Genomic DNA, 12,456 nt, shown 5'->3' with positions numbered 1-12,456 from the left:
GATCGGTGTTTATTGCGCCTGAAATGTCGCAAGGTACGCCAGCAAGTTGTCGATTTTCTCCTGATCGCTGATCCCCCAGAAAATCATCCGGGTGCCGCTCACCACCTTTTTCGGCGCCTCGATATAGGCGGCCAGCTTGTCCCGCGTCCAGACCACGCCTGAATTTTTCATCGCATCTGAATACTGATAGTCAGTGGTGGTGCCAGCCGGTCGACCAATGATGCCGTTGAGTTGCGGCCCGAAACCGCCCCGTGCATTTTCGCCGACGCTATGGCAACCGCCACAGGTTTTGCTGAACAGCTTTTCACCGGCTTGGGCATCGCCTTCTGCGAGAGCCTGGAGACTGAAGGCCCCACCGATCAAGGCAATGGCCAGTAAAGCGGCGTATTTCATGAATGAGTCCCCACAGGTCGTTCGCCCAACCGCTGCACCAGACGCACCAGGTAGCCGTCCGGGTCTTGCACGATGAACTGCCGCTGCCCCGCTTCCACCTCACCCGCCCGGTACCAAGCGTCCTCAACGTCGCGGAACAGCGGCCAGCCGATGGCAGCCAGACGCTGCAGAACAGGCGCCACGGCAGGCACATCGATTTGCAGGTTAATGCCTCGTCCCAAGGGTTTTTCCAAGGGTGCGGTCAGCCACTGGCCGGCATCCGGATCGTATTGCTCCAGCATGATTTGCGCGCCTTGCAGGTCGAGGTAGGCAAAGCCTTCTTCGGAGCGCTGATAACCAATGTCGAATCCCAACTGGGTGACCCAGAAGTCGAGGCTGCTCGTGAGGGCCGTCACGATGAGTTCGGGGACGAGGGGGTTTCGGATAAACATGAGAATCCTTGGGGTGCCTTTACTTAACGCGCTACGACCTGCCATGACATGGCACAGCGACTGCCCGGCGCAAAACCGTGACGATACTCCTCGCGCAGAGCCTCTGCCAAACGATGATCCGGCGCCAGCGAATGTGCTTGCTCAAATCCCAGCCGCTGATAAAACGGGCTGTTCCAGGGCACGTCGCAAAATGTGGTCAAGGTGACTGCCCGCAACCGGCGCGAGCGAGCCTCATTCATCACGGCCTCAAGCAATTGCCGCCCTGCGCCACGGCCCTGCATGACCTGCGCCACCGACAGTTCATGGATGTGCAGGTCGTCATCAAACATCTGTGCACTGAGAAAACCCTGGACCTGGCCAGCAGTATCCACCGCCACCCAACACGTACCCAACGCGATCAACTGCAGATGACGTTCAACACTCATGACCTCGGCATCGGCCAGCCAGCTCAAGGATTCGATCGCACGAAAGGACTGGGCCGCACTGCGCTCTATTGCAGGTAAACACACTGCGTCGGGTGCGGCGGCAAGGCGGATAACAGTCAGCATGAGGCAACCCGGGATCGTTGAAACACCTGAGATTAACATCTGGAAACAGCCACTCAATTGATATCACCCCACCACTCTGCTTGCATGCCCGCTCCTCTCGGCACAGCGGTTCAGGAGACAAGCGATGAAAACCATGGTGGTCGGTGCAAGCAAAGGATTGGGCAGGGCCTTGATGGAAGGGCTGGGCGGGGTTGGGGATACGCTGATCGGGGTGTCCCGCAGTCGCCCTGATCCCTTGATGTGCAGCACTGGCGCCGAGGTGCGCTGGGTGGAAGCAGACCTTGGCATGCCTGGCCAAGCGGCGCACGTCATCGAGCAGGCGGTGGCGGCAGGCGGGCTGGACACACTGATCTATAACCTGGGCATCTGGGAGGCGCGGGCGTTTGATCCGGCGTACAGCTTTCTCACCGACGAGGACACGCAACTGGAAGCCATCGTCAGTTGCAACATCACCGCACCGCTGTTGTTGATCAAGCGGCTGCTGCCGGTGTTATTGAAGAGCCCTCAGCCGCGCATCATCCTCACCGGCTCGACCTCGGGACTGCCCCAGAGCGGCCGGCCCGAAGTGGCGTTCGGCGCCTCGAAATTCGCCTTGCGCGGCATCGCCGATGCGCTGCGTGAAGGCTATCGCCAGCAACGCCTGGGTGTCACTTGCCTGAACCTGGGCTATCTGAATACCGAAGATTCCTTGAGCACCTCACGCACCCAGGCCGAACAGCGCGGTGAGGGCCAATTGATTCCGGTGCATGACGTGGTGCAGGTGGTGCGTATGGTCTTGAGCCTGTCCGGCGCCAGTTTCGTCAAGGAGCTGACATTGCCGGCGCTGCTGGATGAACGCTTCTAGCAGGTTTCGCCAGTGGAGCGCCCTGCCCTGACGCAATTCAAAGGCAACCAAATGACCACCCATCGCAAAAAAAACATCCAATCGAACCTATTCAACGGCGCCCCACTCCACCTTACTTAACCCGGATGGTGGAGTAAGGATCATGGCTCAGCCATCGATATTGGTGCTGGAAGACGACGAAATCATTCGCTCGTTGATGGTAGATGTACTGGAGGATTTCGGCGCGGTGGTGACCTCGTTCCCGTCCGCAGACGAAGGAATGATTTTTCTTGAACGGGCCAGTGATCCGGTAGACTTGATTGTCAGCGATATCCAGATGCCCGGCCTGCTCAATGGCTACGACTTGAGCAAGGTGGTCGCCCATCGCTGGCCGACGCTGCCGGTGGTGCTGACCTCGGGCAACACCGCAATGGCCTCGCAGTTGGGCAGCACCGTGCGGTTCCTGCCCAAGCCATGGACCACCAAGCGCCTGATCGACTGCGTGCAGTCGGCCCTGGTGCAGGGTTCGCCCATGCACTGATAGCATCGCGATATCAGCCAAGGCGAACTTCACGGCGACTCCTGCGGTCAGTTATTAAGCAACCTTACATGGCCAGCAGGCCCCCAGTTCGAGTTTACTGAATGCATTCACAGGCCCATGACGTTAGTGCGCCCCCTGTACTTGAAGCCCTGCGGTCGGGTACCGCTTTACTGCACGTCGCCCTGGAAAAGCGCTTGCCGTTTTTCTCCCCGCAGCTCGATCACACTCGGTATAAACGCCTGCTCCAGGCCTATTACGGGTTCTACAACCCTCTGGAAACGACGCTGAACGACAGCGGCTTGATCCCCGTGGGGTTTGATCAGATGCTGCGTCGCAAAACTCCCACCTTGCTGACGGATCTTCACGCCCTGGGCCTGGACGCCCGAGCCATCGCCGCCCTTCCCCATTGCATGTCGCTACCGCTCCTCGACACGCCGGCCGCCTGCCTGGGCGCGCTGTATGTGTTGGAAGGCGCCACCCTGGGCGGGCAAATCCTGCGCCGGGAAATGGCCCAGCGCCTGGGACTGGATGCCGACAACGGCGGCGCGTTTCTCAACGTGTACGGCGCTGAAACCGGTCGGCGCTGGAAAGACTTTCTCGACTACCTGAGCCATGTGCCCCTCGATGCGCACGCCAAACTGCGCGCCGTGAACGCGGCCCGCTCGACATTCAGCTGCTTTGAGCAATGGCTCGACAGCCAGGAGGTACTGCTATGAAACCCGAAGATTTTGAAGAGTTGCTTGCCAACTGTGCAGACGAACCCATCCGCTTCCCGGGGGCCATCCAGCCCCACGGTGCGCTGCTGACCCTGTCCGAGCCGGACCTGCATATCGTGCAGGTGAGCGCCAACGTAGCCGAACTGTTCAACCACTCACCGGAATCCCTGCTGGGCCAGCCGCTGCACACATTGATCGGCATTGAACATGCCGAAGCCGTCCGGGCCATGGTCACGCAAAACAGCTTTTTCGACGCCGCACCGCTGCACATGACCCTCAACGGCGCCGAGTTCGAAGGCTTGCTGCACCGCCATCAGGATGTGCTGGTGCTGGAGTTCGAACCACGGCTCAAGGACTTCCAGCCGCGGGCACTCAATGGTCGGACCAGCAACCTGGGCAAGATGCTGCAACGCCTGCAGGCAGCGAAAACCCTGCAAGCCTTGTATGAAATCAGCGTCAACGAAATCCAGGCCATGACCGGCTACGACCGGGTGCTGATTTATCGTTTCGAAGAGGAAGGCCACGGCCAGGTGATCGCCGAAGCGTCCGCCCCGTCGATGGAATTGTTCAACGGCCTGTTCTTCCCGGCGTCTGACATCCCCGAACAAGCCCGGGAGCTGTACCGCACCAATTGGCTGCGGATCATCCCCAATGCCGATTATGAGGCAGTGCCGCTGGTGCCCAGGTTGCGCCCGGACACCGGCCAGCCCCTGGACCTGAGCTTCGCCACCCTGCGCAGCGTGTCGCCGATTCACTGCCAGTACATGAAAAACATGGGGGTGCTGTCGTCCATGAGCATCTCCCTGATGGCCGGCGACAAACTCTGGGGCCTGATCAGTTGCGGCAACCGCCAGCCGCTGCTGGTGCCCAATGATTTGCGCACCGCGTGCCAGACCATCGGCCAGGTGCTGTCGTTGCAGATCAGCGCCATGGAGGCCCTGGACCTAAGCCGCCAGCGCGAAGAAAAAGTCGAGGCCCTGGCCTTGCTCAGCCAGGCCATGCAGGCCTCGCCCGCAAACGTCTTCGATGGCCTGGCGCAGCGTCCGCAATTGCTGATGGACCTGACCCTCGCAGGCGGTGTGGCAATCATCGAAGACAAGCAACTGCACCGTTACGGCAATTGCCCGGAACCTAAGCAGATTCGCGCCCTGCACAAGTGGCTGCAAGAGGCCGGGCAGCCGGTGTTTGCCAGCCATAACCTGGCCTCGGTTTACCCGCCGGCGGCTGAATACCAGCACGTAGCCAGTGGCGTGCTGGCCATGAGCTTGCCCAAGCCGGTGGACAACGGCGTGTTGTGGTTTCGTCCCGAAGTGAAGGAAAACATCAACTGGAGCGGCGACCCGAACAAACCCCTGGACCTGGAAAGCACCGACGCGGGCCTGCACCTTCGCCCACGCACCTCGTTTGAAATCTGGAAGGTGGAGATGGCCGGCATTTCCACCAAATGGAGCCACGGTGACCGCTTCGCCGCCAACGACCTGCGCCGCTCGGCCCTGGAAAATGACCTGGCCCGCCAGGTGCTGCGTGAACAACAGGCGGTGCGCGCCCGAGATGAACTGGTGGCGGTGGTTTCCCACGACCTGCGCAACCCGATGACGGTGATCTCGATGCTCTGCGGCATGATGCAAAAGGCCTTCAGTTCCGATGGCCCACACACCTCGCGACGGATTTCCTCGGCCATCGATACCATGCAACAAGCCGCCGGGCGCATGAATGTGCTGCTGGAAGATTTGCTCGACACCTCGAAGATCGAAGCCGGGCGCTACACCGTCAAGCCGGTGGCCCTGGACGTGAGCCAGATGTTCGAGGAGGCCTATTCACTGCTCGCGCCCCTGGCGATGGAAAAGGGCATCGACCTGTCCTTCAATGCCGAACCCGGGCTGCAAATCCATGCCGACCCGGAACGGTTGTTCCAGGTGCTGTCGAACCTGATCGGCAACGCCATCAAGTTCACCCCGCGCCAGGGCAATATCGGCATCAGTGCGTTGAGCAATGGCGAAGAGATCGTGTTTTCGGTGCGTGACTCCGGCGAAGGGATCGCCCCTGATCAGTTGCCTCACGTGTTTGATCGCTACTGGACGCAAACCGAAAACAATCCCACCGGCAGCGGCCTGGGCTTGTACATCACCCAAGGCATCGTGCAGGCCCACGGCGGGCGGATCGAGGCTGAGAGTGAGTTGGGGCGAGGCAGCGAGTTTCGGTTTACGGTGCCCAAGCCGGCTTGAAACGGCGCCTCATCGAGACGGCGAAGCATATGGAAACCCAAAGGCCCGGAACGCCGGACCGGGCCAGGGCCACTGATCAGGACGCACTCAAAGGGAGGTGAATGCGCACACTTCACGTCCTTTCTAATGAGAGCCAACATCTATGTCCTTTCCAATCATTGGCAGCGCTTTCCATATCCAATCCTTCAATGGACCCACTCATTCGCCTCAAGCCACTCAACCCGTCCAACCTGTTCAGCCGGCCCCCAAACCAAACGATGAGCCCTCGCGTAGCAGTTCCAACCAGCAAAGTTTTCAGTCGAACAGCAGTAATCTGAGCGGTTTGGGACCCAATTTGCTCTGACCGTTAAGCCTTCCTAAACCGGCAACACCACCACGGCGGCCAACCCGCCACACGGGCGATTCTCCAACGTCAGCGTTCCACCGTGTTCCAGGACAATCGCCCGTGCCGTGGAAAGGCCCAAACCGACCCCGCCGGTACTTTTATTGCGTGAGCCTTCCAGCCGAAAGAACGGCAGGAACACCTGCTCATGCTGCTCCTGCGGGATGCCCGGGCCACGGTCCAGTACCCGTATCGTCACCACGCCCGGACTCTGTTGCAGTTCGATTTCCGGCGCCCGCCCGTAGTGGATCGCATTGTCCATCAGGTTGGTCATCACTCGCTTGAGCCCCAGCGGGCGACCGAAATACACCAGCCGTGGCGGGCCATTGAAGGTGATGTCGATGGACTGGTCGCGGTAATCGTCAATCACCGTTTGCAGCAACTCAGCGAGGTCAAGTTGGGTAGCCTGTTCCAGACGCGCATCGTCGCGAAAGAATTCCAGCGCGGTGTTGATCATCGCCTGCATCTCGTCGACATCCCGGAACAGGCGGTGCTGCTGGTCGGCATCTTCGATGAATTCCCCCCGCAGGCGCAGGCGGGTCAGCGGCGCACGCAGGTCATGGGAAATCGCGGCGAGCATCTGGGTGCGGTCCTGGATGAAGTGCTGCAACTGCGCCTGCATGCCGTTGAACGCGAGAATCGCCTGGCGGATTTCCTGGGGGCCGACCGGCTCGATAGGCGGCGCACGAAAGTCGGCGCCGAAACGTCGCACACCCTGGGCGAAATACTGCAGCGGCCGGGCCAGGCGCCGGGTGGCGATCAGCGTGACCAGCGCGGTGGAAATCAGTACGAGCATCAGCACGATCAGGCTTCGCGGGCCTTCCGCCAGGCCCCAGCTGCGCGACGGCGCGCTGAACATCAGCCAGGATTCATCCACCAGTTGCACCACCAGCGCATAGCGCCCGCCGGGGCCAGGCCAGTCGGACGGTTCGTAGGCTTCCATTCGCCGCTCCGGCCCCTTGAGCAGCTGTTTGAACACCTGGTCGGAGTGAAACCCCGGGTCTTCCAGAACCGGCACATCAATGCCTGTGCGGGTGGCCGACCAACTCACATTGAAGCTGTCATCGGCCACTGCCCGAGTCAGTTGCGCGCGCTGGGACGGCTCCGCCGCTTCGATCATCCGCACGATCACCGCGACCTTCTCCAACAGGCCGGTTTCACCCAACGGCGGCCTGGCCCAAACGCCAGCCAGTTGCACAAACAGCGCATTGAAGGCCAGCGCTGTGAGCATCGCAATCAGGATGGTCAGGGCAATCCAGCGGGCCACGGTGTCCCGAGGTTTGAAGCGGCTCATGAGCGGGTCACCGCGACGGTGAACTGGTAACCACCGTTGCGCACGGTACGAATCATCGCCGGGCGCTTGGTGTCGAACTCCAGCTTGCGTCGCAGGCGGCTGACCTGCACGTCGATGCTGCGGTCGAACGCGTCGTGGCTATGGCCCCGCGCCAGGTTCAGCAATTGCTCGCGGGTGAGCACGCGCTGCGGGTGTTCGACGAACACCAGCAGCAGGTCGAACTCCCCGGACGACAACGGGATCATCACCTGGTCCGGCGAGCGCAACTCACGGCGCGTCAGGTCCAGTTGCCAGCCGGCGAAACGAATCAGCGGGCGCGACACGTCGCCCAACGTCGGCCGGTTTTCACCCGCCCGACGCAGTACGGCGCGCACCCGGGCAAGTAATTCACGGGCATCGAAAGGTTTGCTCAGGTAATCATCGGCGCCCATTTCCAGGCCCACCACGCGATCACTCAGTTCGCCCATGGCGGTCAGCATGATCACCGGTGTTGCGTATTGCTGGCGCAGGCGCTGGCACAGCAACAGGCCGTTATCCCCCGGCAGCATCAGGTCGAGGATGATCAGGTCGGCAGGTGTACGCTCCATGGCCGCCCACAGCTCGGCGCCATTGGCGGCGGTCTCGACCGTGTAGCCATGTTGCAGGAAGAATTTCTTCAGCAGGGCGAGGACCTCGAGGTCATCGTCCACGATTAAAAGATGGCTCACCGATGGGCATCACTTGGTCTTGTCGATGCACCATCTAAAACCATTCGACGCGGCCCGTCATATATTTCAATCGTGCAATAAAGCGTCAACGGCGCAATAAAGCAGACATCTTTGCGCAAGCTGCGGCTGCCAGCATCGGCTTCCTTTTCCCGGAGACTGACCCCATGCGCTCACTGACGTACCCCCAGCACCTGGCTCGCCAGGCGGTGTTGTTGCTGACTGTGTCTTACCTCACAGGCTGCGCGAGCCCGGCCAACGTAACGAGTACCACACGCTGCGCACAGGTTTCCTACCCGGTGTATGACCCCGCCGAACCAGTCAACCGGGGCGTGTTCGCCTTCAACCGCGCGGTGGATGACTACGCCCTGGCGCCTGTAGCCCGAGGCTACCGATACATGCCGGAGTTTTTCCAGCAGGGTGTGCATAACTTCGCCAGCAACTTCAGCGAGCCCAAGGTCTTCATCAACGACCTGCTGCAAGGCAACCCACGGCGCTCGATCAACACCCTGGGACGTTTTGCGGTGAACACCACCGTGGGGATCGTCGGCTTGATTGATGTCTCGGACCCGCTGGGCATCCCTCGCCACACCGCCGACTTCGGCCAGACCTTTGGCGTGTGGGGGATTGGCAACGGGCCGATTGTCGAACTGCCGTTGCTGGGCACCGGCAACAGCCGCGATGCGGCGGGCAAGGTCCTGAACTTCCTGGTGGCGCCGCTGGGCGACAGCGATACTGTGCAAACCCTGGGCACCATCAGCCTGGTGGGTGGCACAGTGGACACGCGCGCCTCGTTGCTGCCGCTGACCGACAGCCTGCAAAAGCTGCCGGACTACTACAGTGCCTTGCGTAACGTGGTGGCCGAACACCGCGCGGCCTTTGTGCTGGAGGGCAAGCAGGGGGCGACGTCGCCTCAGGCCGATAATTGTGCACAGGGAGCCGGCGATGATTTCTGAATCAAGCTCACTGGTCCTGCAACGTCAGGTTCGTAAACGCGGGACCAGCGCCCTGCTCTGCCGGGAGACCCGCCTGAGCCTGTCGTCGGAGCAGGGCCGCCTGGTGCTGAGCCGCTATGTCGAACGGTACAGCCCGCAGGGTGTGCGCTGGGTCGAGCGCCAGCACAGTGTGGCCCTGGCCGAAGTGCTGCGCTGGATGATTGCCGAAGGCGAGACCTGCGCCACGCAGTCATGATTTGAGATGAAAGGTTTATAGCCCGGGCCAGTGGGCGCCGGGTAATTTGCGGCTCGCCCGGGTATCGCGCCTTAACAAAACGCTGACATTCAATGCGTTACCTTTTCGGCCCAACCTTGCCCAGAGCCGTTGCCTTGATGCCTCACCCCGACACACTTCCCGCTGTACTCGCCGGCCCGTTGCTGCGACGCCTGGAACCGCGGCGCCTGGTGATGTGGCTGGTGGGAAGTCGTCCCCTGGCATTGACCCTGAGGCTGCAAGTCGCCCAAGGCGCGGCGCTCGATATCGAGTTGGACGCCAGCCAATGCAAGGTGGTGCCCGTCGGGCGCCAGGCCTTTATCCACCTGATCGACGTACCGCTGGCGGAAGCCCTGCCCCAGGACGTGAGCATAGGCTACGACCTGCTGGTAAACCGTGCCGGTATCGCCGAATGGGCGCCGCACCTGCTCTACCCGGGCGCACAAGGCCCGCATTTCGTCCTGCACAGCCGCATCCACCAATTGGTCCACGGTTCCTGCCGCAAGCCCCATCACAGCGCAGCCGACGGTTTGCTGTGTGTCGACCGGCTGCTGGCCGCATCGAACACCCTGGAGGAACGCCCGGCCTTGTTGATGATGAGTGGCGACCAGGTCTACGCCGACGATGTCGCGGGGCCGATGCTGCGGGCCATTCATGCGCTGATCACGCGCCTCGGCCTGTTCGACGAACACCTCGACGGTGCCGTCGTCGACAACAGCGCCGCGCTTTATGAGCATGCCGCCAGCTACTACCATCGAGCCGACCTGTTGCCCGCCCTGAAGAGCAACGAGACCCTGCGCGAGCGTTTTTTTGGCGGGGTGAAGAAGCCTATTTTCACCAGCAGCAGCGCCGACAACCACCTGGTGACTTTTGCCGAAGTCATGGCGATGTACCTGCTGGCGTGGTCGCCCGTACCGTGGCAGCTGATCACACCGCAAGCGCCGCAACTGCGCGCCGAAGGGCACGTACGCTATGGGCACGAGCAAGTGCAGATCGACACGTTCCGTGGCGGCCTGGGTGGCGTGGCCAGGGTGTTCGCCCACCTCTCCTGCCTGATGATCTTCGACGATCACGACATCACCGACGACTGGAACCTCAGCGCCCAATGGGAAGAAACCGCCTACGGGCATCCGTTCTCCAAGCGCATCATCGGCAACGCACTGCTGGCCTACATGCTGTGCCAGGGCTGGGGCAATAACCCGGATGCGTTCGATACGGTGATCGGCAAAACCCTGGCGCTCACCACACAGGCCCACGACAACTACCTGCAGCCTGACGCTCAAGATGAGCTGGTGGATGACCTGCTGAAGTTCCAGCAATGGCATTACGTGCTGCCCACCACCCCCGCACTGGTAGTGCTCGACACCCGTACCCGGCGCTGGCGCAGCGAGTTCAACCTCAAGCAACCCTCCGGCCTGCTGGACTGGGAAGCACTGAGCGAACTGCAACAGGAGCTGCTGGATCACCCTTGCGCGATAATCGTTTCACCGGCGCCGATCTTCGGCGTCAAACTGATCGAAACCGTGCAGAAGGCCTTCAGCTGGTGCGGCTACCCGCTGCTGGTGGACGCGGAAAACTGGATGGCCCACCGCGGCGCAGCACAGGTGATCCTCAACATCTTTCGTCACTCCCGCACACCGGGCAACTACGTGATCCTCTCGGGAGACGTGCACTACTCGTTCGTCTATGAAGTGCTGATTCGCCACCGCAATGCCGGTCCAAAAATCTGGCAGATCACCAGCAGCGGCATCAAGAACGAATTCCCGCCGCGCTTGCTGGAATGGTTCGACCGTCTCAATCGATGGCTCTACTCACCGCGCTCACCGCTGAACTGGTTCACCCGTCGCCGACTCATGCAGGTAGTGCCGCATATTCCGGAACACGCTGAAGCGGGCGAACGGCTCTGGAATTCTGCCGGGATCGGGCAGGTGTTTTTTAACCGGCAGGGGCAGCCTGAGGCGATTTATCAGCACAATGCCAATGGGGCGCCCAGGACCAGGATGGCGGCGCCTGATCAGAAGCTGAACCCAAGCAAGTAGTGGCTTTTAGCCACACTCTCACTAGACCAAAGACCCCCTTCTAAGCGCCAAGGCGCCGTTGTACAGTACCGCCAGCCACGGAGTATCGGCATCAATTTTGGCTGGCCCCAGGAGCCAGTCCACGCAGGGAGTGCGCAATGGACGATACATCCGGCAGCGAACCGTCAAGGAAGGACTTTTGCGACCTTAACGCCGACATGCTGCATGCCATCATGGAGCTGGTCAGCGACGGGATCTGGGACTGGAACGCCAACACCGGGTTCGTCTACCGCAACCCCGGCTGGTACGAAATGCTCGGCTATGCCCATCACTCCCTGGAAAACAGCGTATTCACCTGGGAAAACGTGATTCATCCCGATGACTATCCCCAAGTGATGGTGCTGTTTGATAACTACATCAACCGCCGCACCACTCACTATCAAGCCGAATACCGCTGCCGCAAGAAAGACGGCTCCTACCTGTGGATCGAAGACCGCGGCTACGTGATCGCACGTAACGACGACGGCTCGGTGGCACGCATGGTCGGCGCCCACCGCAGTATCCAGGCGCGCAAACAGTCCATCGAACAGCTGGAGCGCCGCAATCAATCCCTTGAAGCCCTGGTGGCCGAGCGCACCCGCGAGCTGTCGCGGGTCAATCAACAACTGCAGTTGCAACTGGACGAGAATCGCTCCCTGGCCGAACGCGACGCCTTGACTCGCGTGGCCAATCGTTACCGCCTTGAACGCGTCCTGCTGGAAGAGTGCGCTCGCGCCCAACGGTTTCGCCTGCCGCTGTCGCTGATCGCCATGGACATTGACGACTTCAAGCCCATCAACGATCAGCACGGCCATGCCGTAGGCGATGAAACCCTGGTGCGCGTGGTGGAATGCCTGGAGGCCTGCATTCGCCACGGCGACTTGCTGGCCCGCTGGGGCGGCGATGAATTCATGGTCATCGTGCCCAAAAGCACGTTGGAGACCGCGCGGGAATTGGCCGAGCGGATGCGCTGTGCGCTCAAGGACTTGCCCGCCGTGGGCAGCTTCAAAGTGACGTTGAGCCTCGGCGTGGTAGAGCGACGCAACGATGAGTCACCCGCCTGCCTGATGGCCAGGGCCGATCAGGCGTTGTATCGCTCCAAGGCGGCGGGCAAGGACACGGTTTCTTCGTGA

The 12,456-nt window shown here is 61.3% G+C and carries 13 protein-coding genes; 8 read left to right on the top strand and 5 right to left on the bottom strand.

Annotated elements, in window-relative coordinates; genetic code table 11:
• Positions 1-9: 9 nt before the first annotated feature.
• Genes V6607_RS05405 through V6607_RS05395 form a run of 3 tightly spaced genes read right to left on the bottom strand, consistent with a single transcriptional unit; the run spans position 10 to position 1,372 of the window.
• Positions 10-393, bottom strand: coding sequence for a cytochrome c family protein (locus V6607_RS05405; protein WP_087695150.1), 384 nt, complete (start codon positions 391-393; stop codon positions 10-12).
• The gene (locus V6607_RS05400) at positions 390-824 is read right to left on the bottom strand and encodes a VOC family protein (RefSeq protein WP_087695151.1); all 435 of its coding nucleotides are present in this window, start codon (positions 822-824) and stop codon (positions 390-392) included. The genes V6607_RS05405 and V6607_RS05400 overlap by 4 nt, the downstream gene beginning before the upstream one ends.
• Before the next feature lie 23 nt (positions 825-847).
• Entirely contained in the window at positions 848-1,372 is a 525-nt protein-coding gene (locus V6607_RS05395; protein ID WP_134325792.1) for a GNAT family N-acetyltransferase, read from the bottom strand.
• A gap of 124 nt (positions 1,373-1,496) precedes the next feature.
• On the opposite strand from V6607_RS05395, the gene V6607_RS05390 reads away from it, so the two are divergent.
• The 4 genes from V6607_RS05390 (at position 1,497) to V6607_RS05375 (ending at position 5,677) form a co-directional block, all read left to right on the top strand.
• Positions 1,497-2,216 (top strand): SDR family oxidoreductase, encoded by a 720-nt coding sequence (locus tag V6607_RS05390; RefSeq protein ID WP_003210358.1) that lies wholly within the window; start codon positions 1,497-1,499, stop codon positions 2,214-2,216.
• Between the two features lie 142 nt (positions 2,217-2,358).
• Positions 2,359-2,736: a response regulator gene (locus V6607_RS05385; protein WP_003210361.1), complete on the top strand. Its 378-nt coding sequence runs from the start codon at positions 2,359-2,361 to the stop codon at positions 2,734-2,736.
• A 101-nt stretch (positions 2,737-2,837) separates the two neighbouring features.
• Positions 2,838-3,452, top strand: a complete 615-nt coding sequence (locus tag V6607_RS05380) for a biliverdin-producing heme oxygenase (RefSeq protein ID WP_003210363.1) — start codon at positions 2,838-2,840, stop codon at positions 3,450-3,452.
• The gene (locus V6607_RS05375; RefSeq protein ID WP_134325791.1) at positions 3,449-5,677 is read left to right on the top strand and encodes an ATP-binding protein; all 2,229 of its coding nucleotides are present in this window, start codon (positions 3,449-3,451) and stop codon (positions 5,675-5,677) included. Before V6607_RS05380 ends, V6607_RS05375 begins: the two co-directional genes overlap by 4 nt.
• A 356-nt stretch (positions 5,678-6,033) precedes the next feature.
• Here the strand turns inward: V6607_RS05375 and V6607_RS05370 are convergent, their stop codons facing one another.
• Together V6607_RS05370 and V6607_RS05365 are read right to left on the bottom strand one after the other, a co-directional pair.
• On the bottom strand, positions 6,034-7,353 hold the full coding sequence (locus V6607_RS05370; protein WP_134325790.1) for an ATP-binding protein: 1,320 nt from the start codon (positions 7,351-7,353) through the stop codon (positions 6,034-6,036).
• Positions 7,350-8,060: a response regulator gene (locus V6607_RS05365; protein WP_023659139.1), complete on the bottom strand. Its 711-nt coding sequence runs from the start codon at positions 8,058-8,060 to the stop codon at positions 7,350-7,352. The genes V6607_RS05370 and V6607_RS05365 overlap by 4 nt, the downstream gene beginning before the upstream one ends.
• A gap of 164 nt (positions 8,061-8,224) precedes the next feature.
• Here V6607_RS05365 and V6607_RS05360 point away from each other — a divergent pair, with 164 nt between their 5' ends.
• From V6607_RS05360 to V6607_RS05345, 4 genes are all read left to right on the top strand, one after another.
• Positions 8,225-9,013 (top strand): VacJ family lipoprotein, encoded by a 789-nt coding sequence (locus V6607_RS05360; protein WP_003210369.1) that lies wholly within the window; start codon positions 8,225-8,227, stop codon positions 9,011-9,013.
• Positions 9,003-9,248: a hypothetical protein gene (locus V6607_RS05355; RefSeq protein ID WP_003210371.1), complete on the top strand. Its 246-nt coding sequence runs from the start codon at positions 9,003-9,005 to the stop codon at positions 9,246-9,248. Before V6607_RS05360 ends, V6607_RS05355 begins: the two co-directional genes overlap by 11 nt.
• 137 nt (positions 9,249-9,385) lie before the next feature.
• The gene (locus V6607_RS05350) at positions 9,386-11,305 is read left to right on the top strand and encodes an alkaline phosphatase D family protein (protein WP_134325789.1); all 1,920 of its coding nucleotides are present in this window, start codon (positions 9,386-9,388) and stop codon (positions 11,303-11,305) included.
• Between the two features lie 137 nt (positions 11,306-11,442).
• Positions 11,443-12,456 carry a diguanylate cyclase gene (locus tag V6607_RS05345; protein WP_023659140.1) on the top strand — a complete coding sequence of 338 codons (1,014 nt, stop codon included), beginning with the start codon at positions 11,443-11,445 and terminating at the stop codon, positions 12,454-12,456.

The organism is Pseudomonas sp. KK18, assembly GCF_037094675.1.
Taxonomy (GTDB): Bacteria; Pseudomonadota; Gammaproteobacteria; order Pseudomonadales; family Pseudomonadaceae; genus Aquipseudomonas.
This window is presented reverse-complemented; position numbering and strand designations above follow the sequence as displayed.

What these genes read in the sequence shown, in the direction of transcription:
- V6607_RS05405 (WP_087695150.1), bottom strand. Translation starts at nt 393, where the DNA reads ATGAAATACGCCGCTTTACTGGCCATTGCCTTGATCGGTGGGGCCTTC.
- V6607_RS05400 (WP_087695151.1), bottom strand. Translation starts at nt 824, where the DNA reads ATGTTTATCCGAAACCCCCTCGTCCCCGAACTCATCGTGACGGCCCTC.
- V6607_RS05395 (WP_134325792.1), bottom strand. Translation starts at nt 1,372, where the DNA reads ATGCTGACTGTTATCCGCCTTGCCGCCGCACCCGACGCAGTGTGTTTA.
- V6607_RS05390 (WP_003210358.1), top strand. Translation starts at nt 1,497, where the DNA reads ATGAAAACCATGGTGGTCGGTGCAAGCAAAGGATTGGGCAGGGCCTTG.
- V6607_RS05385 (WP_003210361.1), top strand. Translation starts at nt 2,359, where the DNA reads ATGGCTCAGCCATCGATATTGGTGCTGGAAGACGACGAAATCATTCGC.
- V6607_RS05380 (WP_003210363.1), top strand. Translation starts at nt 2,838, where the DNA reads ATGCATTCACAGGCCCATGACGTTAGTGCGCCCCCTGTACTTGAAGCC.
- V6607_RS05375 (WP_134325791.1), top strand. Translation starts at nt 3,449, where the DNA reads ATGAAACCCGAAGATTTTGAAGAGTTGCTTGCCAACTGTGCAGACGAA.
- V6607_RS05370 (WP_134325790.1), bottom strand. Translation starts at nt 7,353, where the DNA reads ATGAGCCGCTTCAAACCTCGGGACACCGTGGCCCGCTGGATTGCCCTG.
- V6607_RS05360 (WP_003210369.1), top strand. Translation starts at nt 8,225, where the DNA reads ATGCGCTCACTGACGTACCCCCAGCACCTGGCTCGCCAGGCGGTGTTG.
- V6607_RS05355 (WP_003210371.1), top strand. Translation starts at nt 9,003, where the DNA reads ATGATTTCTGAATCAAGCTCACTGGTCCTGCAACGTCAGGTTCGTAAA.
- V6607_RS05350 (WP_134325789.1), top strand. Translation starts at nt 9,386, where the DNA reads ATGCCTCACCCCGACACACTTCCCGCTGTACTCGCCGGCCCGTTGCTG.
- V6607_RS05345 (WP_023659140.1), top strand. Translation starts at nt 11,443, where the DNA reads ATGGACGATACATCCGGCAGCGAACCGTCAAGGAAGGACTTTTGCGAC.